The sequence below is a fragment of the Kluyvera intermedia genome (assembly GCF_021440345.1).
GTDB lineage: Bacteria > Pseudomonadota > Gammaproteobacteria > Enterobacterales > Enterobacteriaceae > Kluyvera > Kluyvera intermedia_A.
The window spans coordinates 62,557-87,744 of sequence record NZ_JAKCNS010000039.1; the positions used below are offsets into that span (position 1 = coordinate 62,557).

A 25,188-nucleotide genomic window follows, 5' to 3' on the forward strand; every position below is an offset into this window, starting at 1 on the left:
CATCATGAATATTTCTTCGTCCGCCGCGTGGGCGCGGTATTCGCCGGATCGTCCGGCCAGACGTGTTTCGGATAGCGCCCTTTCATCTCTTTTTGCACCTCGCGGTACGCCCCTTGCCAGAACGCGCTTAAATCGCGGGTTATCTGTAGCGGTCGCTGAGCGGGTGAAAGCAGCTCCAGCACCAAAGCCACTCGCCCCTGGGCGATGGTCGGCGTGCTGGCTTCACCAAACATTTCCTGCATCCGCACTGCAAGCGCCGGCGGATTATCTTCGTCATAGCGAATAGCGATTTGGCTTCCCGTCGGCACAGTGTAATGAGTTGGCAGGGAACTCTCCAGACGTTGTTGTAATGACCATGGCAACCGCTCGCGCAGAGCCTGATAAATATCCACAGATTTCAGCCCACGCAGAGAATGGACGCCGGTCATATGCGGCAACAACCAGGTTTCCAGTTCATCGAGCAACGTTGCATCATCCACAGCGGGCCATGCCTCTTCCGGCAGCCACTGTGCAGCGCACTGTAACCGCAAGCGTAGCTGCTGTGCAGAACTCGTCCAGTTAAGCACGCTCAACCCTTTCTCGCGAATCCCGGTCAGCATCGCCTGATGCAGTTCGGTTTCGGACAGTTTGCCCAGCGGGCGCACGCTAAGCGTCAATTGGCCAATTTGGCTGCGCCGCAGCGCTTTAAGTGTCCCCTGAGTATCATCCCACTCAATGGTGTCAGATTGTTGAAGCAGTGAAGGACAACGGGCGGTGAGCGCGTCGATATCCAGCGCGCAGGCCTGCAAAATACGCGCATCCGGCGACGCACTTCCCTGCAGTAACAGCGGGGCAATCAGCCATTCGTAGCGATTTAACGCATCGTCCGCGTCCAGCATCGCCCCCATTCCGTTCGCCAGTTGATAACGCCCTTCCTGCCCGCGTCGACGGGCAATACGGTCAGGGAACCCTTGCGCTAACAGCGCAGGAATGGCATCGCTGTCCGGCTGCCCAGCGCGGCAATTAAGGCGCTTGCAAAGCTGCTGGCTGCGCTGCTGCCACTGACCCTGCGGGCGGGAAAATGCCTGTAACAGGTCATGATTTGTTCCGCGCGGCGGCTCTTCGAGAATCGCCGCCAGGCGTGCGGCCGTCGCCACTTCATCATCGGTTTGCGCTGCCACCAACATTGCCGCCAGACGCGGATCGTTGCCCAGCGTTGCCATTTTTTGCCCTTTCGCCGTCAAACGGTCATCAGCCAGCGCCGCAAGCTGCGTCAACAGCCGACGAGCCGCCGCCAGGTTAACGGCTGGCGGTTGATCCAACCAATTGAGCTGCGTCGGATCGGTACAGCCCCACTGCAAGAGTTCCAGCAGCAGTGACGACAGATCGCTTTGTAAGATCTCCGCCTCACTTTGCGCCGCCGCGCGTTCGGCCTGCTCTTTTGCCAGCAGATGCACGCAGACGCCCGGCTCCAGTCGTCCGGCACGCCCGGCGCGCTGAGTCATCGACGCCTGGCTGACGCGCTGGGTTAACAACCGCGTCAGCCCGGTGCGCACATCAAAACGCGCCACGCGTTCCTGAGCGCTATCCACCACCAGCCGAATGCCTTCAATAGTCAGGCTGGTTTCAGCGATATTGGTCGCCAGCACCACCTTGCGTTTCCCCGGCGGCGCGGGAAGAATCGCCTGCCGCTGTTCGTTAAGCGGCAATGCACCATATAAAGGACAGAGCAGCACATCACCTGCCACCCGTTCGGCAAGAAAATTCTGCACCCGCTGGATCTCACCGACGCCGGGTAAAAACAGTAGCAGTGAACCGGGCTCATTGCGCAACAACTCAGCCGTGGCAATCGCCACCGCTTCATCAAAGCGTTGATGCGACGGCAACGACTGGTAGCGGCGTTCCACCGGGAAGGCCCGGCCTTCAGAAACAATGGTCGGCGCCTGCGGCAGGAGACGCTGGAGTTTGTCGTTATCCAGCGTCGCCGACATGATAAGCAGCTTGAGATCATCGCGAAGCCCTTGCTGCACATCCAGCAACAGCGCCAGCGCCAGATCCGCCTGCAGGCTACGTTCATGAAATTCATCAAGGATCACCAGCCCCACGCCGGAGAGTTCCGGATCGTGTTGGATCATGCGGGTCAGGATCCCTTCCGTCACCACCTCCAGCCGGGTATTCGCGCCCACGCAGGTTTCGGCGCGCATTCGGTAGCCCACCGTCTCGCCCGGTTTTTCGCCCAGCAGTTCAGCCAGACGTTGCGCAACGTTACGCGCCGCCAGCCGACGCGGCTCCAGCAGCAGGATGCGTCCTTCAATCGCGCCATCGCGTAAAATTTGCAACGGCAACCAGGTCGATTTACCCGCCCCCGTCGGCGCATTCAGCAGCACCTGCGGGGATTGCCGTAAGGCGAGAAGAAGTTCAGGAAGGATGCTTGCGACCGGCAACAGGGACACGAATGGCTCCAGGGGTTAACATTAAACGGCGTACATTGTAGCATCGCGTCAATTCATAACCGAGTACCCACGATGTCTGAGTCAAAAAGACTGTTTTTCGCCATTGAGATCCCGGCGAAAATTCAGAAGCAACTGGTGCAGTGGCGAGCGGATAATTTTCCCGCCGATGCCGGTGTGCCCGTAGCCGCCACCAATATGCACATCACGCTGGCGTTTCTCGGCGAGGTGAGCGCAGAAAAACAGCGCGCGCTGGCGGCAATGGCCGGACGCATTCGTCAGCCGGGTTTTACGCTGCACCTCGACGATGCCGGACAGTGGCTGCGCTCTCGCGTGGTCTGGCTTGGTACGCGCCAGCCGCCGCGCGGGCTGTTACAGTTAGCCAATATGCTGCGTGCGCAGGCCGCCCGTAGCGGCTGTTATCAAAGCCCGCAGCCGTTCCACCCGCACCTGACGCTATGGCGTAACGCCGGACAGGCGGTGTCCATTCCCGCACCTGGCTTTCATTGGGACTTTCCGGTGACGGAGTTTGTTCTGTACGAATCGCGCTATGCCGGAGGGCGCACGCGGTATACGCCATTACAGCGCTGGACGCTCAGCGAATAATTAAGGAAATCTGATGCAGTTCACGCCGCCGCTCCAGTCCGCCACGCTCATTAAACGCTATAAACGCTTTCTGGCCGACGTGGTCACGCCTTCGGGCGAAGTTTTTACCCTTCACTGCCCAAACACCGGTGCGATGACAGGTTGCGCAACGCCGGGCGATACCGTGTGGTATTCAACCTCCGAAAATACCAAACGTAAGTATCCGCTCACATGGGAACTCACTCAGACGCAAAACGGTGCATTTATCTGTGTAAATACGTTACGAGCAAATACCTTAGCAAAAGAGGCAATAAACGCAGAGAGTATTCCTGAACTTACCGGTTACAACACGCTGAAAAGCGAAGTGAAATATGGCGAGGAAGGAAGCCGGATAGATATTCTGTTACAGGCAGATGATCGCCCCAGATGCTATATTGAAGTAAAGTCGGTAACGCTTGCGGAAAATGAGTTTGGTTATTTCCCCGATGCAGTAACGGCGCGGGGTCAGAAGCATTTACGCGAGCTTATGGGCGTTGTGGCGAACGGAGAGCGCGCCGTTTTACTGTTTGCAATCTTGCACTCAGCCATTGAATATTTCTCTCCTGCACACCATATTGATGCCAAATACGCAAAGCTATTGAACGAGGCGCACAACAAGGGGGTGGAGATTTTGGCTTATAAAGCGGAACTTTCTGCCGATAATATGACTCTGATATCGCCGTTACCCGTGACGTTAGTTTCGGGTTAATTTGCATAGAAAGTGTTCGGGCTGCGGCGCAAATACGCTTTTCCTCACAGCATTGTCAAGTGTTACGTTTAGATAATTGCCAACCGGAAAAGCATCTGTTATTTATAGCGGCCTGATTTTTCCCCCGAACACGGGGATCGATAGTGCGTGTTAAGGAGAAACAACATGCAAGAAGGGCAAAACCGTAAAACATCGTCCCTGAGTATTCTGTCCATCGCAGGGGTGGAGCCGTACCAGGTGAAACCGGGCGAAGAGTATATGAACGAAGCCCAGCTAGCGCACTTCCGACGTATTCTTGAAGCATGGCGTAATCAACTTAGGGATGAAGTCGATCGCACCGTTACTCACATGCAGGACGAAGCTGCAAACTTCCCGGACCCGGTTGACCGTGCCGCACAGGAAGAAGAGTTCAGCCTCGAACTGCGTAACCGCGATCGTGAACGTAAGCTGATCAAAAAGATCGAGAAGACGTTGAAGAAAGTCGAAGATGAAGATTTCGGCTACTGCGAATCCTGTGGTGTTGAAATTGGTATTCGTCGTCTGGAAGCGCGCCCAACGGCCGACCTGTGTATTGACTGCAAAACGCTGGCAGAAATCCGCGAAAAGCAGATGGCAGGTTGATAGAACGCTAACACTCTATCTTCAAGGCGGGAGTCACTTCCCGCCTTGTTGTTTTTTATTTTTATAAACATGTCATTACAACCTTATATAGGGCGTTTCGCCCCTTCACCTTCCGGTGAACTCCATTTCGGTTCGCTGATTGCGGCCCTTGGCAGCTATCTACAGGCTCGCGCCCAACAGGGTATCTGGCGAGTTCGCATCGAAGATATCGATCCCCCTCGTGAAGTTCCCGGTGCTGCAACCACCATTTTGCATCAGCTGGAACATTACGGCCTGCTCTGGGACGGTGACGTTCTGTGGCAGTCTCAGCGTCATGACGCCTACCGTGAAGCGCTGGCCTGGTTGAAAAATCAGGATTTGTGCTATTTCTGTACCTGTACGCGCGCGCGCATTCAGAGTATCGGTGGTACCTATGACGGCCACTGTCAGGCTCTGAGAAATGGTCCAGAGAACGCCGCTTTACGGCTGCGCCAACTGCATCCGGTGCTGGAATTTAACGATCTTCTGCGCGGCACGCTTCAGGCCGATGAACGGCTGGCACGCGAAGACTTCATTATTCATCGTCGTGATGGTCTTTTTGCCTATAACCTGGCGGTCGTTGTCGACGACCATTTTCAAGGGGTAAGCGAAATTGTTCGCGGCGCTGATTTAATTGAGCCGACCGTACGGCAGATTTCGCTCTACCAGCAGTTTGGTTGGCAAGCTCCTGACTATATTCATCTGCCGCTGGCATTGACTGCAGAAGGTGCTAAACTTTCCAAGCAAAATCATGCACCTGCTTTGCCTCACGGCGATCCACGTCCGGTACTCATCCAGGCGCTACGCTTTTTGGGACAGGATATCCCGGCGCAATGGCAGGATTTCAGTACGGCGGATTTATTGCAAAATGCGGTCGCTAAATGGTCGCTTTCTACCGTACCCGAGACGGCGAAGATCAATCCGCCATTCTCAAACGCGTTATGCTGAGCTATGATTAGCCGCTATTTTTTTGTCCTGGATACTGATATTACCGAGGTGCACCATTTTTACCCGAGTCGCTAATTTCTGCCGCAAGGTGCTAAGCCGTGAGGAGAGCGAGGCTGAAAACGCCATTGCTGAGCCTGTTATGACTGTCATTCCGCGCGAGCAGCACGCTATTTCCCGCAAAGATATTAGCGAGAACGCCCTCAAGGTTCTTTATCGTCTGAACAAAGCAGGCTACGAGGCATACCTCGTCGGCGGAGGTGTCCGCGACCTGCTTTTAGGCAAAAAACCGAAAGATTTCGATGTGACCACCAGCGCCACGCCCGATCAGGTGCGTAAGCTGTTCCGTAACTGTCGCCTGGTTGGTCGCCGCTTCCGCCTGGCTCACGTCATGTTTGGCCCGGAAATTATCGAGGTCGCCACCTTCCGTGGTCATCACGAAGATGGCCAGTCTGACCGTACCACCTCCCAGCGTGGGCAAAACGGCATGCTGCTGCGCGATAATATCTTCGGCTCCATTGAAGACGACGCCCAGCGCCGCGACTTTACCATCAACAGCCTTTACTACAGCGTGGCCGACTTTACCGTCCGCGACTACGTTGGCGGTATGCAGGACCTGTCTGACGGCGTGATTCGCCTGATTGGTGTCCCGGAAACCCGCTACCGTGAAGATCCGGTGCGTATGCTGCGCGCCGTGCGCTTTGCCGCCAAGCTGAGTATGCGTATCAGCCCGGAAACCGCCGAGCCGATTCCGCGTCTGGCGACGCTGATGAACGATGTACCGCCGGCGCGTCTGTTTGAAGAAGCGCTCAAACTGCTGCAAGCAGGCTACGGCTATGAAACCTACAAGCTGCTGCGTGAATACAACCTGTTCCAGCCGCTGTTCCCAACCATCACCCGCTACTTCACCGAAGACGGCGATAGCCCGATGGAGCGCATCATTGCGCAGGTGCTGAAGAACACCGATAACCGCATTCACAACGATATGCGCGTCAATCCGGCGTTCTTGTTCGCCGCCATGTTCTGGTATCCGCTGCTGGAAATGGCGCAGAAAATTGCCCAGGAAAGCGGTTTGGCCTATCACGACGCTTTCGCGCTGGCGATGAACGAAGTGCTGGATGAAGCCTGCCGTTCGCTGGCGATTCCAAAACGTATTACCTCGCTGGTACGTGATATCTGGCAGCTGCAGCTACGCATGTCCCGTCGTCAGGGTAAACGCGCCTGGAAGCTGATGGAGCATCCAAAATTCCGCGCGGCCTACGATCTGCTGGCGCTACGTGCTGAAGCCGAAAATAACCATGAACTGCAGCGCCTCACCCAGTGGTGGAGCGAGTTCCAGGTTGTTGCGCCACCGGCACAAAAAGACATGCTTAATGAACTGGATGACGAGCCGGACAACCGTCGTCGCCATCGCCGCCCGCGCAAACGTGCCCCGCGTCGCGAGGGCAGCGCGTGACGCTGGTTTATATCGCACTCGGCAGCAACCTAGCCTCGCCGCTTGAGCAGGTGAATGCTGCCGTGAAGGCGCTGGGAGAAATCCCGGAGACTCGTCTTGTCACGGTCTCCTCGTTTTACCGTACGCCGCCGCTCGGCCCGCAGGATCAGCCAGACTATCTGAACGCTGCCGTAGCGCTGGAGACCACGCTGGCTCCCGAAGTTCTGCTGAGTCATACCCAGCGCATCGAACTGCAGCAGGGCCGCGTACGTAAAGCCGAGCGCTGGGGGCCACGTACCCTCGATTTAGACATCATGCTGTTTGGTCAGGCGATTATTCATACCGATAATCTGACCGTGCCTCACTACGATATGTACAATCGCGGCTTTATGCTGTGGCCACTGTACGAAATTGCCCCTTCTCTGACCTTCCCTGACGGCATCAGCCTGCAGCAACGCCTTGATACCCTGGGCGCTGAAAAACCCGCACTCTGGTAGCGTACAGCTCTCATTTTTAACGTTCCCTGCTTTACGGGGAACCGGTTGCCTAAAATAATTGCCCCCCTGAATTCGGCTGTTAAAATGCCGGGTAATTCGACCTTATCATCAGGGATTATTATGAAACCGACCACCATCGCTTTATTGCAGAAATGCAAGCAAGAGAAAAAACGCTTCGCCACCATTACGGCTTACGATTATAGCTTTGCCAAACTATTCGCTGACGCGGGTATTAACGTGATGCTGGTTGGCGATTCCCTGGGGATGACGGTGCAGGGGCACGACTCCACCCTGCCGGTGACCGTTGAAGATATTGCTTATCATACCCGCGCCGTTCGTCGCGGTGCGCCAAACTGCCTGCTGCTGTCCGATCTGCCGTTTATGGCTTATGCCACCCCTGAGCAAGCGTTTGAAAATGCCGCCACCGTTATGCGCGCGGGCGCCAATATGGTCAAAATCGAAGGCGGTGCCTGGCTGGTCGATACGGTGAAAATGCTCACCGACCGCGCCGTACCGGTATGCGGACACCTGGGATTAACGCCGCAGTCGGTCAACATCTTTGGTGGCTACAAAGTTCAGGGACACGGCGATGCCGGCCAGGTACTGCTTGACGATGCGCTGGCTCTGGAAGCGGCGGGCGCGCAGCTGCTGGTACTGGAGTGCGTACCGGTTGCGCTGGCAAAACGCGTCACAGAAGCTCTGTCGATTCCGGTTATCGGCATCGGTGCAGGCAATGTTACCGACGGGCAGATCCTGGTGATGCACGACGCTTTCGGCATCACCGGCGGCCATATTCCTAAATTCGCAAAAAATTTCCTCGCCGAAGCGGGCGACATGCGCGCCGCGGTGCGGCAGTATATGGCTGAAGTGGAGTCCGGGGTCTATCCGGGCGAAGAACACAGTTTCCATTAAGGAGTCTTGTTGTGCTAATTATCGAAACCCTGCCGCTGCTGCGTCAGCATATCCGTCGCCTGCGTCAGGAAGGCAAACGTGTCGCCTTGGTCCCGACAATGGGCAACCTGCACGACGGCCATATGACGCTGGTTGAAGAGGCCAAAACGCGGGCCGATGTGGTCATCGTCAGCATCTTCGTCAACCCGATGCAGTTCGACCGCGCCGAGGATCTGGCAAACTATCCACGCACGCTACAGGAAGACTGTGAGAAGCTGAATAAGCGCAAGGTGGATTACGTCTTCGCGCCAGCCGTTGCCGAAATCTATCCGCAGGGCACTGAAAGCCACACCTTCGTTGACGTTCCCGGTCTTTCGACCATGCTCGAAGGTGCCAGCCGTCCGGGTCACTTCCGCGGCGTCTCCACCATCGTCAGCAAACTGTTCAACCTGATTCAACCTGATATTGCCTGCTTTGGTGAGAAAGACTTCCAGCAGTTGGCGCTGCTGCGCAAGATGGTCGCTGATATGGGCTATGACATCGAGATTGTCGGCGTACCGATTATCCGTGCCAAAGACGGCCTGGCGCTGAGTTCGCGCAACGGTTATCTGACGGCTGAGCAGCGTAAAATTGCCCCTGGGCTGTATAAAGTGCTCAGCAGCGTGGCGGAGAAGTTGAAGGCCGGCGAGCGCGATCGGGATGAGATAATCACCCTTGCAGAGCAGGCGTTGAATGAAAAAGGCTTCCGTGCGGACGATATTCAGATCCGCGACGCCGATACCCTGCTGGACCTGACTGAAAACAGCAAACGTGCGGTGATCCTGATGGCCGCCTGGCTTGGTAAAGCGCGTTTGATTGATAATCAAAGCGTAGAGCTCTAACACCAGTCCCCAGAGCCCGGCGGCGTTTAGCCGGTCCGGGCTCCCGGTGAATAGCGACTCGACTCACCGCGCCTAAGCCGTGCTTTGGCTACACGACAACGGTTGCAGAGCATTGTGAGTGATGATTCGCAATTAATCGAAAGCCCGGTGAATAGCATATAGACACCTGGTTTAAATCGGGCAATACTGCCTGCCAAATTTCTCAAGGTAGCCGCTGGCTGCTTTGTTTCCGTTAAGAATTAAAGGTAGACGCTATGATTCGCACTATGCTGCAGGGCAAACTCCACCGCGTTAAGGTCACGCAGTCCGACCTGCACTATGAAGGTTCCTGCGCGATTGATCAGGACTTCCTTGACGCTGCAGGGATCCTGGAAAACGAAGCCATTGATATCTGGAATGTGAACAACGGCAAGCGTTTCTCAACCTACGCCATTGCCGCCGAACGGGGTTCTAAAATCATCTCCGTTAACGGTGCGGCTGCGCATAACGCCGATGTTGGCGATATCGTCATCATCGCCAGCTTCGTCACTATGTCTGACGAAGAAGCCCGCACCTGGCGCCCGAACGTGGCCTATTTTGAAGGCGACAATGAAATGAAACGAACGGCGAAAGCTATTCCGGTACAGGTTGCCTGATATTCACTGGCGCCCGGCATGCGCTGAGCGCCAGCTTATCCCTGCGGCTGGTTACTGACTAACCGCGCCATCGTCTCCAGCGAATCCGTCCGCAGAATATACAGTCGTTTGAGCAGCATCGGATTATCCCCCGGCTTCACTTTCCCTTTCACCGTCGTCACCGCCAGATGAAAACCAGCATCACCCGCCGCCTTCACCGCCGTAGCGTTATAACCGCCAAACGGGTAGGAAAGGTACAGCACGTGCGGATTGAACTGCGCCAGGGCCCGCCGCGAGTGCTCAAAATCAAACAGAATGTTGTGGTAGCTGCGGCTAAGCAAAATCGGCCGGCGATAGCCATCCACCCGATGCAAGAAATGGGTATGCGACTGGAAATCGAATACATCTTTAATCTCTTCCAGTTCAGATACACTCATAAACTGCAGCGATTTCGGTGCCCACTTTTGCGGGTGGCGCTTGATGCGCGACGAAATAATAAACGCGGTCGCTTTCATGCCGTACTGATGCAGCACCGGCCAGGCGTAGCGACTGACTGATTTCAGACCATCATCGAAGGTAATAACCACCGCTCGCGCAGGTAAATTAGCGCGATTATGTATGTAGTCTTCGAGCTGATACATCGTCAGCGTGGTGTAGCCCATATCACGCAGCCAGGTCATTTGGTTGCTGAAGGCACGTACGGAGGTGGTGGTTGAGGTGTGGCGAAAACGGGTGTTTTCTTCATCTCGCAGAATATGGTGATAGGTCAGCACCGGAATACCGTTATCAGGCTGCGCATCCAGCGCGCTGATATAGGCCAGGCGATCGCCAATACGAATTTGATACCAGGTCTGGTTAAGGTGATCTTTAAGCCGGTTGATAACCGGATAGCGCAGGTTCTCGGCCAACGTACCGAACGGTGCACTGCTAATGTCCGGAGCGCTATAGACCGGGGTATCTTTCCACGTCATCAGGTTCTGGTTGCTGAGCGGCTTATTTAAATCGCCAAGCCCATCCTCAACCCGCTGACGCCCCTGCACCGGCTCAAGATGGCCTTTGTCGATGAAGCCTTTGCCAAAGCCAAAATTGAAGGTGTAGTAATCCTCAACATCCGGCTCAATGGCGATGATTTGCCCGGCCCGTAGATTACCGACCGTCATCGTTTTATTACCAATGCGCGCCCAGACCGTCGCATCTTCGGTGGTTTGCATATAACGCATAGGTAAAGCAGCAGCAGCGCCACCGGAGAGAAACACAAGCAGTAATACAACAGCGCGTATAGCCATCAACAATAACCAAAGCGGGAACCGACCTGGCTATTGTAACAAAAGCCGCATCAATACCAACGTTTAATTCTCATACAAATCATGGAGTAGAACGAATGGAGGATTTTTCTGCTGCTGGTGCCACAGGCTAGTCACCCCGGGCGTTCCCAGCTCAACGATACGCTGACGAAAATCGCTACTGCTCATTGACTCGCGCACAGGAACCATTTGCTCAAGCAATGAATAATGGATACCGGCGATCACTTCACAGCCGCTGTGTTTATGGCTCATCAGCGATGCCACACGATACGGCGCGGCGCCTGCGCTGTCGGTAAGAAAGATAACGCCATCGCCAGAATCGGTCTGGTGTAGCGCTTCACACATCATGCGACTGAGCATATTGGCACTCAGCCCACGCCAATAATTTACCGCCCGACATTGCGGTAGCGGACCATATTTTTTTTCCAGACGATCCAGCAGTTCCTGTGCGCGATCGTCATGGCAGGAAATTACCCAACCCAACATAGCTTGCCTCCTTAGCAGGCAAGCAGTTTAGCGGAGCAATCAATAAATTGGGGTGATGACTGTCAAAAAACGCATCCCGGCAGGAGTTAACTGCCGGGAATAACAGCGTAATTAGCTACGCAGACCACGTCCGCGCTGGATGAGATACCAGCAAAGCAGGTAGAAGGCAGCAATAAACACCACCAGCACGCCAAAGGTCGTTACCAGCGGCACATCGTTAATACCGAGGAAACCGTAGCGGAAACCGCTAATCATGTAGACAATCGGGTTCAGGTGCGACAGCGCCTGCCAGAACGGTGGCAGCAGCGTCAGCGAATAGAACACCCCGCCAAGGTAAGTCAGCGGCGTCAGCACGAAGGTCGGGATCAGGCTAATGTCGTCAAAGGTTTTGGCAAATACCGCGTTCAACAACCCAGCCAGCGAGAACAGCACTGCGGTCAGCACCAGCGTGAGCGCTACAAACACCCATGAGTGCACCTGGAATGGGACGAAGAACAGCGAAATCGCCGTTACCAGAACGCCCACGCACAGACCGCGCGCCACACCGCCGCCAACAAAGCCAGCGATGATGACGTGCGTCGGCACCGGCGCAACCAGCAGTTCTTCGATGTTGCGCTGGAACTTGGCGCTGAAGAACGACGAGGCGACGTTAGCATAGGCGTTGGTGATAACCGCCATCATGATTAAGCCCGGCACGATAAACTGCATGTAGCTAAAACCATGCATTTCACCAATCCGCGAGCCAATCAGGTTACCGAAGATAATAAAGTACAGCGTCATGGTGATGACGGGTGGCACCAGCGTCTGTACCCAGATACGCATAAAGCGGTGGATCTCTTTCGCCCAGATGCTTTTCAGCGCGACCCAATAAAGCTGCATCATGCGTCATCTCCTTGTTTTTCATGAACCAACGAAACAAACAGCTCTTCCAGACGGTTCGCTTTGTTACGCATACTCAGCACCTGAACGCCCTGCGCACTGAGCTGGGCGAAGACGCTGTTAATTCCCTGCTCGCGCAGCACTTCAACTTCCAGCGTCGAGGTATCGACCAGACTGTACTGGTAGCCTTCCAGCTTCGGCAGCGGGCTTTTTGGCGCCAGGTCGAGGATAAAGGTCTCTGACTTCAGTTTGGAAAGCAGATTTTTCATCGAGGTGTTTTCCACCAACTCACCGCGCTGGATAATGCCGATATTGCGGCACAGCATTTCTGCCTCTTCCAGATAGTGCGTGGTGAGAATAATGGTGGTGCCTTTATCGTTGAGATCCTTGAGGAACCCCCACATTGAGCGACGCAGTTCGATATCTACGCCCGCCGTGGGTTCATCAAGAATCAGCAGTTTTGGCTCGTGCATCAGCGCACGGGCAATCATCAGACGGCGCTTCATCCCACCGGAAAGCATCCGTGCACGTTCGTTGCGTTTTTCCCACAAATCGAGCTGCTTGAGGTATTTTTCGCTGCGAATCATCGCTTCTTTATATTCTACGCCGTAGTAGCCCGCCTGGTTCACCACGATTTGCTGCACGGTTTCAAATGGGTTGAAGTTAAATTCTTGCGGCACCAGCCCCAGTTGGCGTTTCGCATTGACCACGTCCTTTTGCAGGTCGTAGCCAAAGACGCTAACGCGCCCGGACGTCTTATTCACCAGCGAACTGATAATGCCGATGGTGGTCGATTTCCCCGCGCCATTCGGCCCCAGAAGCGCGTAAAAATCGCCGGCTTCAACTTTTAAATCTATCCCACGCAACGCCTGAACGCCGCCGGGATAGGTCTTTGTCAGTTGCTCTAATTCCAGTGCAATGGTCATAGATTTTCGCTTACCTTACATTCTGATACTTGATATTTGGTTTTAATAAATCAGGAGTTGCCCTATATTAGCCCAACGCAATTTACTTGGTTACAGCCTCCATGAACGACATAGATACACTCATCAGCAATAACGCACTATGGTCAAAAATGCTGGTAGAAGAGGATCCCGGTTTTTTTGAGAAACTGTCGCAAGCGCAAAAACCGCGCTTTTTATGGATTGGGTGTTCTGACAGCCGCGTTCCTGCCGAACGTTTGACCGGACTCGAACCTGGCGAACTGTTTGTTCACCGTAATGTGGCCAACCTGGTGATTCATACCGATCTCAACTGCCTTTCCGTGGTGCAGTATGCCGTTGATGTGCTGGAAGTTGAACACATTATTATCTGTGGTCACTACGGCTGCGGCGGCGTTCAGGCGGCGATAGAAAATCCAGAATTAGGGCTTATCGACAACTGGCTGCTGCACATCCGCGATATCTGGTTCAAACATAGCTCATTGCTTGGCGAGATGCCGCCGGAACGTCGCCTCGATACGCTGTGCGAACTGAACGTGATGGAACAGGTGTATAACCTCGGCCATTCCACGATTATGCAATCAGCATGGAAGCGTGGTCAGAAGGTGATGATTCACGGTTGGGCTTACGGCATTCACGATGGCCTGCTGCGCGATCTTGATGTTACCGCCACTAGCCGCGAAACCCTGGAACAGCGTTACCGCCATGGGATTTCCAACCTCAAGTTAAAGCACATCAATCACAAATAGACCGCTTATGCCGGGTGGTGGCGATAACGCCTTACCCGGCCTACGAATCTGCATCCCTAGGCCCGATAAGCGAAGCGCCCTCAGGCGCTTCATGCAAAATTACTCGTCCAGCATCACTACTTTGCCCACGTAAGGCAGATGGCGATAACGCTGCGCGTAGTCGATACCGTAACCGACCACAAACTCGTCAGGGATGGAGAAGCCGATAAACTCAACCGGCACTTCTACTTCACGGCGGGACGGTTTATCCAGCAACGTACAGATAGCCAGAGACTTCGGTTCACGCAGCCCCAGAATTTCACGCACTTTCGACAGGGTATTACCTGAGTCGATAATGTCTTCCACGATCAGCACGTCTTTGCCACGAATATCTTCGTCGAGATCTTTGAGGATTTTCACGTCGCGGGTAGTGGACATACCGCTGCCATAGCTGGATGCCGTCATAAAATCGACTTCGTGCGGAACCTGTACTTCGCGGCACAGATCAGCCATGAACATGAACGAGCCGCGCAGCAAACCCACTAACACCATTTCGCTGCCGCTATCCTGATAGCGCTCGTTAATCAGACGACCCAATTCGGCGATACGCGCTTTGATCTCCGCTTCCGGGATCATCACTTCAACAGTATGTTTCATTTAACTAACCACATGATTTTAAATGTAAATCACTCAACCCGTTAACCCAGAGCCAGCAGATTGATCAGCAAGCGGGAAAGTATACCAGCAAAACGGATCGGGCGGCTAATTGGATAATAAAGCTCATTTTGTGATTTCGATCACACTTGTTAAATCCTATAATGAAATGAAAGCAATAATTAACAAACGAATGGACACCTTTCTATGGCAGAAACAAAATCTCAACAATCACGGTTACTCGTGAGGCTAACGGCCCTCTTTGCCGCATTCTGCGGGCTGTATCTGTTAATCGGCGGCATCTGGCTGGTCGCCATCGGCGGCTCCTGGTACTACCCGATTGCCGGTCTGGTAATGCTGGGTATTACCGTAATGCTGTGGCGCGCGAAGCGTTCAGCGCTGTGGCTTTACGCGGTACTGCTGGTCGCCACCATGGTCTGGGGCGTCTGGGAAGTCGGCTTTGACTTCTGGGCGCTGACGCCGCGCAGCGATGTGCTGGTTATCTTCGGCGTGTGGCTAATTTTGCCGTTCGTCTGGCATCGTCTGGTGGTGCCTTCCAGCGGTGCGGTAGCCGCCCTGCTGGTTGCTCTGCTGATTAGCGCCGGGATCCTCACCTGGGCCGGTTTCAACGACCCACAGGAGGTGAATGGTACGCTGAGCGCTGATGCCACACCTGCCGAGCCTATCTCGCAGGTTGCCGATCAGGATTGGCCGGCTTACGGACGTAATCAGGAAGGCCAGCGTTTCTCCCCGCTTAAGCAAATCAACGCGGATAACGTACACAACCTGAAGGAAGCGTGGGTGTTCCACACCGGCGACCTGAAGCAGCCTAACGATCCGGGTGAAATCACCAACGAAGTGACGCCGATTAAAATCGGCAATATGCTGTATCTGTGTACCGCTCACCAGCGCGTATTCGCACTGGACGCAGCAACAGGTAAAGAAAAATGGCACTTCGACCCACAGCTGGGCACCGACCCAAGCTTCCAGCACGTGACCTGTCGCGGCGTTTCATACCATGAAGCCACTGCCGATAACGCTTCACCGGATGTGGTGGCCGACTGTCCGCGTCGCATCATCCTGCCGGTGAACGACGGTCGTATCTTTGCGCTCAACGCCGATACCGGTAAGCTGTGCGAGTCCTTTGCTAACAAAGGCATCCTCAATCTGCAAACCAATATGCCGGTCACAACGCCGGGAATGTACGAACCGACTTCACCGCCTATCGTCACCGATAAAGTGATTGTGATTGCCGGTGCTGTCACCGATAACTTCTCAACCCGCGAGCCTTCAGGCGTGATTCGTGGTTTTGACATCAACAGCGGCAAGCTGCTGTGGGCCTTCGATCCAGGTGCCAAAGACCCGAACGCCATCCCGGATGACGAACACCATTACACGCTCAACTCGCCAAATTCGTGGGCGCCAGCCGCCTATGATGCGAAGCTGGACCTGGTTTACCTGCCGATGGGCGTGACCACGCCGGATATCTGGGGCGGTAATCGCACACCTGAGCAGGAGCGCTATGCGAGCTCAATTGTGGCGCTGAATGCGACCACCGGTAAGCTGGCCTGGAGCTATCAAACCGTACACCACGACCTGTGGGATATGGATATGCCGTCTCAGCCAACGCTTGCGGATATTACGGTTAACGGCAAAAAAGTCCCGGTTGTCTATGCCCCAGCAAAAACCGGCAACATCTTCGTGCTGGACCGTCGTAACGGCGAGCTGGTTGTCCCGGCGCCGGAAAAACCGGTTCCACAGGGTGCTGCTAAAGGCGACTACGTTACCAAAACACAGCCATTCTCTGACCTGAGCTTCCGTCCGAAGAAAGATCTGACCGGCGCAGATATGTGGGGCGCCACCATGTTTGACCAGTTGGTGTGCCGCGTGATGTTCCACCAGATGCGCTATGAAGGCATCTTCACCCCACCGTCTGAGCAAGGCACGCTGGTATTCCCGGGTAACCTGGGGATGTTTGAATGGGGCGGTATCTCCGTCGATCCAAACCGTCAGGTGGCTATTGCCAACCCGATGGCGCTGCCGTTCGTATCGAAGCTGATCCCTCGTGGCCCGGGCAACCCAATGGAGCCGCCGAAAGATGCGAAATCCAGCGGCACCGAGTCCGGTATTCAGCCGCAGTATGGCGTACCGTTTGGCGTGACGCTGAACGCCTTCCTGTCACCGTTTGGTCTGCCGTGCAAACAGCCGGCCTGGGGTTACATTTCGGCGCTGGATCTGAAAACCAACGAAGTGGTATGGAAAAAACGTCTGGGTACACCGCAGGATAGCCTGCCGTTCCCAATGCCAATTCCGCTGCCGTTCAATATGGGGATGCCGATGCTGGGAGGCCCAATTTCGACGGCCGGTAACGTGCTGTTTATCGCCGCTACCGCGGATAACTATCTGCGCGCTTATAACATGAGCAACGGTGAGAAACTGTGGCAAGGACGTCTGCCAGCAGGCGGCCAGGCAACACCAATGACCTATGAAGTGAATGGCAAGCAGTATGTTGTCATCTCCGCCGGTGGCCACGGTTCGTTTGGCACCAAAATGGGCGACTACATCGTTGCCTACGCCCTCCCGGATGATGCGAAGTAAGCGCAAGAAAAACCCCGAGGCGATATAAACACACTCGGGGTTTGACGACAGGCCGGATGACGTTCACGCGCATCCGGCTTTTTTATACGGTAAATCCGAGCATCATGCCGGTATCTTCATGTTCCAGCAGATGACAGTGCGCCATATACATGTTCTCTTTCGACGCCTCGTGGTCGAATTTCACCAGCACTTCGCTCACCCCGTCTTCCACGCGTACCGTATCTTTCCAGCCCGTACGATGTGCCGCCGGGGACTGGCCGTTTTCACGTAAAATACGGAACTGGGTGCCATGGATATGGAATGGATGCAGCATCATGTCGCCTTCACCGGAAATCACCCAGCGCTCGTACTGCCCTTTCGTCGCGGCAAACATCGGCTCATTCATATCAAATGCTTTTCCGTTAATACGGTTAGCATTATGGAAATCAAAGCCGCCGTCGCCATGGTGCATATTGCCCATTCCACCATGATCCATTTTCATGCTGCCATGTCCCATCATATTGCCGTGGTCCATGCCGCCCATCGCCTGATTGCCGTACTTCTTCATCAGCGCCTGCATCCCCATCATGTCGAGCATCGGGTCCATCGACAGCTGAAGCTTACGCTGAATCAGTCCGTCCAGCGAAGGAAGCGCGGGCATAGAGGCCAGCGAATCCGGCAGCGTACCCGAACCGGGAATCCCCACCGGCTGCACGCGCAGGATCGGTACCGCCTTGTCAAATGGCGCAACGGCCATCCCCATCTGCGTCACCGGCAGCGTAACCAGATCAAACGGTTTGCCATCACGGACATCCACCAGCACTTCAAAACGCTCGCCCATCAGCATCGACAGTTCACTGACCTGCACCGGCTCGGCCAGTAGACCACCGTCGCTGGCAATCACGTACAGCGCGCGCTTATCGCTGGCGGCAATCGTCAGCGAGCGGGCGTTGCAACCGTTCAACAGACGCAATCGCACCCAACCGCGCGGTGGCGCGTGCTGCGGATACTGGACGCCGTTAGCCAGCAGGGTATCGCCAAACCAGCCGACCGCTGCGCTCATGATATCGAGCTGGTAGTCAATTTCGCCCGCTGCGGTGAATTTCTTATCCTGCATAATCACCGGAATATCATCGATACCCCACTGTTTTGGCAGCATCAGCTTGCGGGTGTCTTCATCGTCAATCAATACCAGCCCTGCCAGTCCCATCGCGACCTGATGCCCGGTTTTTCCGTGCTGATGCGGGTGGAACCAACAGGTTGCCGCGCGCTGCGTTGGCGTGAAGCTGACCGTACGACTGGCTCCGGGCTGAATGACGCCCTGCGGCCCACCGTCAACATCGCCAGAGACTTCCAGCCCATGCCAGTGCACGGTGGTTTCTTCGGCCAGGCTGTTGCTAATTTTTACCGTCGCCGGCTTCCATTGCTCCAGCTGTATAGCCGGGCCTAGAAGGTTTCCGTTATATCCCCAGGTGGTTGCCGTTTTCCCGCCAAACGTCGTCTTTCCGGCCTGCACGTTAATGAGTATCTGGTTGTTCGCATCAGCGGTCAGTAAAGGTGGAATGGGAAGCGTGGTGCGTTCGGCAGCGAATACCGCTCGGCTCCACAGAGGCAAGGCGCTAACGGCGCCGATAGCGGCACCCAGTTTGATAAAATCACGACGATGCATCGTTACATCCTTTTCGGCTTCTGGTGATTAATTGAGCTTAAACCCTACCCCTGCAGGAAGGTCAAGCATAAAGCGGCGAATAATGCTCCCCGTCCCGTTGGGAAGTATGTTAACGTTGAATATCGACGATGTAAGGTATAAGAAATGACGATGTTTTTCCGAACTGTGCTGCTTGGATCGCTACTGGCGATATCCAGCTCGAGCTATGCATTAAGCGAGTCTGAAGCGGAAGATATGGCCGATTTGACGGCGGTATTTGTGTTCCTGAAAAATGACTGTGGCTACCAGAACCTCCCTAATACGCAAATTCGTCGCGCGCTGGTCTTTTTTGCCCAGCAAAACCAGTGGGATCTGAGCAACTACGATACCTTCAACATGAAAGCGCTGGGTGAAGATAGCTATCGCGATCTGAGCGGTATCGGTATCCCAACTGCGAAAAAATGCAAAGCGCTGGCCCGGGACTCACTGAGCCTACTCGCATACGTAAAATAAAAAGAGACTTTCGAGTGAGATAAACAGGTAGCCGTATCAAGCGGCTACATTGTGAAATACTGCCGCAGAAGCTTCATAAACTCTTATATTTAATTCACATATCAATTCAACAATTCATTAAGCGTTTCGTTAACTAATAAATAAAAAAATCACAATTCATATATTAAAAAACACGCCACCACGCGTTGCATTATTAACATCCCATCACTACCATCGCTCAATATCAAAACCGACCATCAATGGAATGAGACCTTGAATATATCAGCTATTATCCGCATCGTACCGCTGGCTATTATTTTTTTATCCGGCTGTCATTCGACTCAATCCCAACAATCCTCTGGGCTGACAAAGCCGTCATCAGAGAGTGAGTTAACTCAACAACAAACTGAGCAACGTCGAGTCGCCAGTGAGCAAGAACGTATTAATACCTGTCGTCAGGCTTTAGAGTCGCTAAAAGAAGTGAACCCTCAACAGGCCACAAAACTGGGTAGTGACTTTACGGCATTAATCAATGCAGCATCACAGTACAATGCCGTGCGAAATAAGGTGGCCGAACCGACCAAACAAGGGATTGACTCAATGTATCAGTTTAAGTCAATCAAGCTGTGCGCTGATATCGAAAAGGAGTTGATAGACAGCCTGGTTAAGCGTGGCGACAATATTAAATCATGAAAAGATTGATTACGCATTATGTTAATACTCTGGCGCTAATAATGATGTTAGCGCTATCGTTATCGCATAATGCTTATGCCGAAAAAGAGACGTTAGCGAACATAACGGCGAATTCAAACAGCAACGGTTCAGCCCCGGCATTTCTGAATTATGCACAACAGCAAACACAGGAAAATAAAGTTCCAGAAAAAATTACTGAGAGCAAATCAATAAATACTGAAACCGTTAATCGTTCAAAATCTCAACACAACAAAAAAATCACAGATCAATCTTCAATTATTGCGCAAAAAGATAAAACAATTCACCAGTTGCAAAAGCTGCTGGCGGAGAAATCCGCCGCAGTATCACCGACACCCGATCGGCAGCTGGCGCTGCTCGCGAAACTGAAACAGTTGCAGGAAAAACTCGACGCGACCACTGCGGAAAAACAGCAGTTAATCCAACAAGCGCTCAACGCAGATAAAACAAAAACGCAGAACACCGCCAAGTCTGCAGAAACAGATAAAACGGTTGTACAGCAGGCGGCAAAGCTTTCCCTTGTTGAATCAGAGAAGCATAAGCTCGAAACATTCCTGTCTACGGTCGCCGCACAGGAGCAAGAGCTAAAAATACAGTTGGCAAACACTGAAAATAAAAATAAGGAAATGGCAAACAAGCTGGCTCTAGCTGTATCGGATAAGCGTATTCTCAGCGAAAAGCTGACGACAGCCGAGGCAGAGCAGCAGGCTTTCAGCAAAAAAGTCAGTGATGCTGAAAGTGAGAAAGAAAACCTTCTCGTAGAGCTTAACGCCAGCACGGCGGAAAAAGAGGCGTTAACGGAAAAGCTCGGTATTGCAGCTGCCGATACACAGATGGTCACGGCAAAACTAACCGATACCAAGGTCGAGCTGCTGACGTTGACAACAAAACTTGATGTACTGACCATCAAGCAGAAACAGGCATCTGAGGAAAACAAAGCGCTGACCCAGCAAGCTGAGAAAGATAAACAACGCCTGCTGGCGCAAACAGCTCGCATCCAGGAACTCAATGAGCAACTCAGCGGCCCTCCTACTGAGAGAAAGGCATCGGCGGTCGATCTGTCCAGCGAATCTCAGCAACAAGCGTATGCCATTGGCGTGTCTATGGGAGATAAAGCATTGAAAATGCTGTCAACCCGAGATGCTCAGGGCGTTAAAATCGATCTTAACACCGCTCTACAGGGGATCGATGATGCCTTCTCAGGAACGATCGCTTTAGATGAAAAAACGCGGGATAAAGCCCTGTTTACCGCCTCTGAAAAGGTAGCCAAAAGTTTGCAGAAAATTGAGCAACAGGCTGCAAATGACGGTAAGCACTATCAGGAAGAATTCGCGAAACAAAAAGGTGTCGTGCTGAGTCAAGGGGCCTATAGCCGCGTTGATGCTCTGGGAGAAGGCAAGATTCATGACGATGATATTGTTACCGTCACCATCAAGGAAATGCTTACCGATGGAACCGTCATCAATGATATGGCCGCAGAGGATAAAGTCCTGTCGCAAAAGCTAAAAACCTATCCCCCTATATTCCTTGCGGCAATCAAACGTCTGGAAAATCACGGGACGGTGACCATTGTGATCCCTGCCGAGCGCGCCTACGGTGCTGAAGGCCGCCCCCCGAAAATCCCACCAGGGGCAACCATGGTCTATTCGGTCAGCATCGTCAATGCCGTAGCCGCTAATCCTCTGGCTAAACAACCATAACGCAAACGCCTCCCGGCAAAGGAGGCGTTAGCTTTTCGGGCGAATCACACACTACCTTATTTCTGCTGTAAAAATTGCCGATATGCGGCAACAACCTGCAAAAAGTCTTCGACACCGCAGAGCGACAGGCTCTCTTCGTCGTAGTAGTTCATCCCTTCTTCCATTTCATCGCCAGAGAACTCCAGTTGATTGGCGCGAATCATCACTTCTTCACCATCCAACCACAGGGTGTACTCATGCCCGGCGCGCTGCCATGAACGTTCGCTGCCTTTTACAGTACGTGCGGCCTGCTCTACTTCATCCAGTAGCGAGAGGTTGTCTTTAACCTCTTCATTAAACCAGTGACCGACCACTTCGTGGCCCATCGACATACGTACTCTTACCCCTCCGGTAACGTCGCGCAGAAATTCGTATTCCATGATCTGTTCCTCTACAAAGGCAATGCGTCACCGCTGCATTGTACCTATAGGTAATTATCGCAGCAGCGGGCAATAAAAAAAGCGCGCCAGGTAGAGCTCATGCAAATAAAAGCACGTTAGCCACCGGTATGACGGTATTATCATCAACTTCCGGGCATTATTCCGCCATCTACGCCAACATGCTGGCCCGCTTTGCCGTAATTTAACAGCGGTGAGTGAGAGTATGGATTGCCGTGCGGTTAAAAGTGAACAGGAAAAGAGTAAAAGCCGTCATAGGCCTTTACTGGGTATCGCAGAAGTAAAAAGGGGAAAGCCAATGCTTTCCCCTTCGTCATTTACGGGGGCGACGTTTACACGCTTTCCCCGAAAAATCACCTTAAACCGCGGTCTGGAAAATCACACCATCGGCTTTCTCAGTGTACTGAGCCAGCTGGTCGAAGTTCAGATAACGGTAGGTATCGACCGCCGTCTTATCAACCTGCGCCACGTAGGTCTGATACTCATCCGGCGTCGGCAGTTTACCGATAAGTGCCGCCACTGCCGCCAGCTCAGCCGAAGCCAGGAAGACATTAGCGCCGGTACCTAAGCGGTTAGGGAAGTTACGGGTAGAGGTCGAAACCACCGTTGCACCGTCAGCTACGCGCGCCTGGTTACCCATACACAGGGAACAGCCAGGGATTTCAATACGCGCACCGCTCTTACCAAACACGCTGTAGTAGCCTTCTTCAGTCAGCTGCGCTGCATCCATACGGGTTGGCGGAGCCACCCACAGACGTGTTGGCAGTTGGCCTTTATGCGCATCCAGCAGTTTACCCGCCGCGCGGAAGTGGCCGATGTTGGTCATGCAGGAACCGATGAACACTTCGTCGATCTTCTCACCCTGCACGTCAGACAGCAGACGGGCATCGTCAGGATCGTTCGGTGCACACAGGATTGGCTCTTTGATATCTGCCAGATCGATGTCGATCACCGCCGCATACTCTGCGTCAGCATCGGCTTCCAGCAGCTGCGGATCCGCCAGCCATTTTTCCATGCCCTGTACACGACGTTCCAGAGTACGACGGTCGCCGTAGCCTTCTGCAATCATCCACTTCAGCAGCACGATGTTGGAAGTCAGGTACTCAATAATCGGTGCCTGGTTCAGCTTGATGGTACAGCCCGCAGCAGAACGCTCAGCGGAAGCATCGGTCAGTTCGAACGCCTGCTCCACTTTCAGATCTGGCAGACCTTCGATCTCCAGGATGCGGCCAGAGAAGATGTTTTTCTTACCTTTCTTCTCAACGGTCAACAGGCCCTGACGAATCGCGTACAGCGGAATGGCGTGAACCAGATCGCGCAGGGTGATACCCGGCTGCATTTTACCTTTGAAGCGCACCAGAACAGATTCCGGCATATCCAATGGCATCACGCCGGTCGCAGCAGCAAACGCTACCAGACCCGAGCCCGCCGGGAAGGAGATACCGATTGGGAAACGGGTGTGGGAATCACCGCCGGTGCCTACGGTATCTGGCAACAGCATGCGGTTCAGCCAGGAGTGGATAACGCCATCGCCCGGACGCAGCGACACGCCGCCACGGTTCATAATGAAGTCAGGCAGCGTGTGGTGGGTGGTCACGTCAACCGGCTTCGGATACGCCGCGGTATGACAGAAGGACTGCATCACCAGATCCGCAGAGAAGCCCAGACACGCCAGGTCTTTCAATTCATCACGGGTCATTGGGCCGGTGGTGTCCTGAGAACCCACGGAGGTCATTTTCGGCTCACAGTATGCGCCAGGGCGAATACCGGTAACGCCGCAGGCACGGCCAACCATTTTCTGCGCCAGAGAGAAGCCGCGGTTGCTTTCCGCCACGTCTTTCGCCTGACGGAATACGTCGCTGTGCGGCAGACCCAGCGATTCGCGCGCCTTGGTGGTCAGGCCGCGACCGATGATCAGCGGAATACGGCCACCGGCGCGAACTTCGTCGATCAGTACGTCGGTTTTCAGTTCGAAGTTTGCCAGCAGTTCATTGGTTTCGTGATTACGCACTTCACCTTTGAATGGGTAAACGTCAATCACGTCGCCCATGTTCAGCTTGTTCACATCAACTTCGATTGGCAGCGCGCCCGCATCTTCCATGGTGTTGAAGAAGATTGGCGCAATTTTACCGCCGAGGCACAGACCACCGCCGCGCTTGTTAGGCACGTGCGGAATGTCGTCGCCCATAAACCACAGCACGGAGTTGGTTGCAGATTTACGCGAAGAACCGGTACCCACAACATCACCAACGTAGGCCAGCGGGAAACCTTTTTGCTGCAGCGCTTCGATCTGTTTGATCGGGCCAACGGCACCCGGCTGATCCGGATCAATACCTTCGCGGGCGTTTTTCAGCATCGCCAGCGCGTGCAGTGGAATATCTGGACGAGACCACGCATCCGGCGCCGGAGACAGGTCATCGGTGTTCGTTTCGCCGGTGACTTTAAAGACGGTAACGGTGATTTTGTCAGCCAGCTGAGGACGGTTCAGGAACCATTCGGCGTCAGCCCAGGACTGGATAACCTGTTTCGCGTAGGCATTGCCCGCTTTGGCTTTCTCTTCTACATCGTAGAAGTTATCAAACATCAGCAGAGTCTGGGACAGCGCGGTCGCCGCGATAGGAGCCAGTTTGGCATCGTCCAGAGCGTCGATCAGCGGATGGATGTTGTAGCCACCCTGCATGGTGCCTAACAGTTCAACGGCTTTTTCAGGAGTAACCAGCGGAGAGGTCGCTTCGCCTTTCGCAACGGCTGCGAGGAAGCCCGCTTTAACATAGGCGGCTTCATCAACGCCTGGCGGTACACGATTAATTAACAGGTCTAACAGGAATTCTTCTTCGCCAACAGGCGGATTCTTTAGCAGCTCAACCAAGCCGGCCATTTGGGTTGCATCTAAGGGTTTGGCAACAATCCCTTCGGCGGCACGCTCAGCTACGTGCTCACGGTATTCTTTTAGCACGACGGTATCTC

The 25,188-nt window shown here is 54.0% G+C and carries 23 protein-coding genes; 14 read left to right on the plus strand and 9 right to left on the minus strand.

The annotated features are described in order from the left end of the window. Positions 1-2: 2 nt before the first annotated feature. Positions 3-2,432 carry an ATP-dependent helicase HrpB gene (gene hrpB, locus LZ634_RS11815; protein WP_234505196.1) on the minus strand — a complete coding sequence of 810 codons (2,430 nt, stop codon included), beginning with the start codon at positions 2,430-2,432 and terminating at the stop codon, positions 3-5. Between the two features lie 72 nt (positions 2,433-2,504). On the opposite strand from hrpB, the gene thpR reads away from it, so the two are divergent. The 9 genes from thpR (at position 2,505) to panD (ending at position 9,685) form a co-directional block, all read left to right on the plus strand. Beyond that, positions 2,505-3,035: an RNA 2',3'-cyclic phosphodiesterase gene (gene thpR / locus LZ634_RS11820; protein ID WP_234505198.1), complete on the plus strand. Its 531-nt coding sequence runs from the start codon at positions 2,505-2,507 to the stop codon at positions 3,033-3,035. 13 nt (positions 3,036-3,048) lie between these two features. Beyond that, a complete protein-coding gene (sfsA, locus tag LZ634_RS11825; RefSeq protein ID WP_234505201.1) occupies positions 3,049-3,762 on the plus strand; it encodes a DNA/RNA nuclease SfsA in 714 nt (237 codons plus the stop codon). Between the two features lie 165 nt (positions 3,763-3,927). Continuing rightward, entirely contained in the window at positions 3,928-4,383 is a 456-nt protein-coding gene (gene dksA / locus LZ634_RS11830) for an RNA polymerase-binding protein DksA (RefSeq protein ID WP_035891939.1), read from the plus strand. Between the two features lie 69 nt (positions 4,384-4,452). Next, on the plus strand, positions 4,453-5,349 hold the full coding sequence (gluQRS, locus tag LZ634_RS11835) for a tRNA glutamyl-Q(34) synthetase GluQRS (protein ID WP_234505204.1): 897 nt from the start codon (positions 4,453-4,455) through the stop codon (positions 5,347-5,349). Positions 5,350-5,404: 55 nt separating this feature from the next. Beyond that, positions 5,405-6,802: a polynucleotide adenylyltransferase PcnB gene (gene pcnB, locus LZ634_RS11840; protein ID WP_234505330.1), complete on the plus strand. Its 1,398-nt coding sequence runs from the start codon at positions 5,405-5,407 to the stop codon at positions 6,800-6,802. After that, entirely contained in the window at positions 6,799-7,278 is a 480-nt protein-coding gene (gene folK, locus LZ634_RS11845; RefSeq protein ID WP_234505207.1) for a 2-amino-4-hydroxy-6-hydroxymethyldihydropteridine diphosphokinase, read from the plus strand. The genes pcnB and folK overlap by 4 nt, the downstream gene beginning before the upstream one ends. Before the next feature lie 120 nt (positions 7,279-7,398). Beyond that, positions 7,399-8,190, plus strand: a complete 792-nt coding sequence (gene panB / locus LZ634_RS11850) for a 3-methyl-2-oxobutanoate hydroxymethyltransferase (RefSeq protein WP_234505209.1) — start codon at positions 7,399-7,401, stop codon at positions 8,188-8,190. Between the two features lie 11 nt (positions 8,191-8,201). Next, positions 8,202-9,050 carry a pantoate--beta-alanine ligase gene (gene panC / locus LZ634_RS11855; protein ID WP_234505212.1) on the plus strand — a complete coding sequence of 283 codons (849 nt, stop codon included), beginning with the start codon at positions 8,202-8,204 and terminating at the stop codon, positions 9,048-9,050. A 254-nt stretch (positions 9,051-9,304) separates the two neighbouring features. Next, on the plus strand, positions 9,305-9,685 hold the full coding sequence (gene panD, locus LZ634_RS11860; protein ID WP_052282994.1) for an aspartate 1-decarboxylase: 381 nt from the start codon (positions 9,305-9,307) through the stop codon (positions 9,683-9,685). 35 nt (positions 9,686-9,720) lie between these two features. On the opposite strand, the gene LZ634_RS11865 is transcribed toward panD, so the two are convergent. The 4 genes from LZ634_RS11865 to LZ634_RS11880 form a co-directional block, all read right to left on the minus strand. Beyond that, positions 9,721-10,950 carry a polysaccharide deacetylase family protein gene (locus LZ634_RS11865; RefSeq protein ID WP_234505215.1) on the minus strand — a complete coding sequence of 410 codons (1,230 nt, stop codon included), beginning with the start codon at positions 10,948-10,950 and terminating at the stop codon, positions 9,721-9,723. A gap of 63 nt (positions 10,951-11,013) precedes the next feature. After that, on the minus strand, positions 11,014-11,454 hold the full coding sequence (locus tag LZ634_RS11870) for a PTS sugar transporter subunit IIA (RefSeq protein WP_234505217.1): 441 nt from the start codon (positions 11,452-11,454) through the stop codon (positions 11,014-11,016). Between the two features lie 111 nt (positions 11,455-11,565). After that, complete coding sequence (locus tag LZ634_RS11875) at positions 11,566-12,336, minus strand: ABC transporter permease (protein ID WP_052282997.1); 771 nt, start codon at positions 12,334-12,336, stop codon at positions 11,566-11,568. Beyond that, the gene (locus LZ634_RS11880; RefSeq protein ID WP_234505219.1) at positions 12,333-13,259 is read right to left on the minus strand and encodes an ABC transporter ATP-binding protein; all 927 of its coding nucleotides are present in this window, start codon (positions 13,257-13,259) and stop codon (positions 12,333-12,335) included. The genes LZ634_RS11875 and LZ634_RS11880 overlap by 4 nt, the downstream gene beginning before the upstream one ends. Before the next feature lie 101 nt (positions 13,260-13,360). Here LZ634_RS11880 and can point away from each other — a divergent pair, with 101 nt between their 5' ends. Further along, on the plus strand, positions 13,361-14,023 hold the full coding sequence (gene can, locus LZ634_RS11885) for a carbonate dehydratase (protein ID WP_234505221.1): 663 nt from the start codon (positions 13,361-13,363) through the stop codon (positions 14,021-14,023). Between the two features lie 99 nt (positions 14,024-14,122). On the opposite strand, the gene hpt is transcribed toward can, so the two are convergent. Next, positions 14,123-14,659 carry a hypoxanthine phosphoribosyltransferase gene (gene hpt, locus LZ634_RS11890; protein WP_234505223.1) on the minus strand — a complete coding sequence of 179 codons (537 nt, stop codon included), beginning with the start codon at positions 14,657-14,659 and terminating at the stop codon, positions 14,123-14,125. 204 nt (positions 14,660-14,863) lie between these two features. Here hpt and LZ634_RS11895 point away from each other — a divergent pair, with 204 nt between their 5' ends. Next, on the plus strand, positions 14,864-17,254 hold the full coding sequence (locus tag LZ634_RS11895) for a glucose/quinate/shikimate family membrane-bound PQQ-dependent dehydrogenase (RefSeq protein ID WP_234505225.1): 2,391 nt from the start codon (positions 14,864-14,866) through the stop codon (positions 17,252-17,254). A gap of 82 nt (positions 17,255-17,336) precedes the next feature. On the opposite strand, the gene cueO is transcribed toward LZ634_RS11895, so the two are convergent. Next, complete coding sequence (gene cueO / locus LZ634_RS11900; RefSeq protein ID WP_234505227.1) at positions 17,337-18,902, minus strand: multicopper oxidase CueO; 1,566 nt, start codon at positions 18,900-18,902, stop codon at positions 17,337-17,339. Between the two features lie 144 nt (positions 18,903-19,046). Here cueO and LZ634_RS11905 point away from each other — a divergent pair, with 144 nt between their 5' ends. The 3 genes from LZ634_RS11905 (at position 19,047) to LZ634_RS11915 (ending at position 21,784) form a co-directional block, all read left to right on the plus strand. Then, on the plus strand, positions 19,047-19,394 hold the full coding sequence (locus LZ634_RS11905; RefSeq protein WP_052283002.1) for a YacC family pilotin-like protein: 348 nt from the start codon (positions 19,047-19,049) through the stop codon (positions 19,392-19,394). Between the two features lie 252 nt (positions 19,395-19,646). Beyond that, a complete protein-coding gene (locus LZ634_RS11910) occupies positions 19,647-20,066 on the plus strand; it encodes a hypothetical protein (RefSeq protein WP_234505229.1) in 420 nt (139 codons plus the stop codon). Between the two features lie 41 nt (positions 20,067-20,107). Then, positions 20,108-21,784, plus strand: a complete 1,677-nt coding sequence (locus LZ634_RS11915) for an FKBP-type peptidyl-prolyl cis-trans isomerase (protein WP_234505233.1) — start codon at positions 20,108-20,110, stop codon at positions 21,782-21,784. A 56-nt stretch (positions 21,785-21,840) separates the two neighbouring features. On the opposite strand, the gene yacL is transcribed toward LZ634_RS11915, so the two are convergent. Then, a complete protein-coding gene (gene yacL, locus LZ634_RS11920; RefSeq protein ID WP_052283005.1) occupies positions 21,841-22,203 on the minus strand; it encodes a protein YacL in 363 nt (120 codons plus the stop codon). Between the two features lie 376 nt (positions 22,204-22,579). Next, positions 22,580-25,177 carry a bifunctional aconitate hydratase 2/2-methylisocitrate dehydratase gene (gene acnB, locus LZ634_RS11925; RefSeq protein WP_234505234.1) on the minus strand — a complete coding sequence of 866 codons (2,598 nt, stop codon included), beginning with the start codon at positions 25,175-25,177 and terminating at the stop codon, positions 22,580-22,582. Positions 25,178-25,188 lie beyond the last annotated feature (11 nt).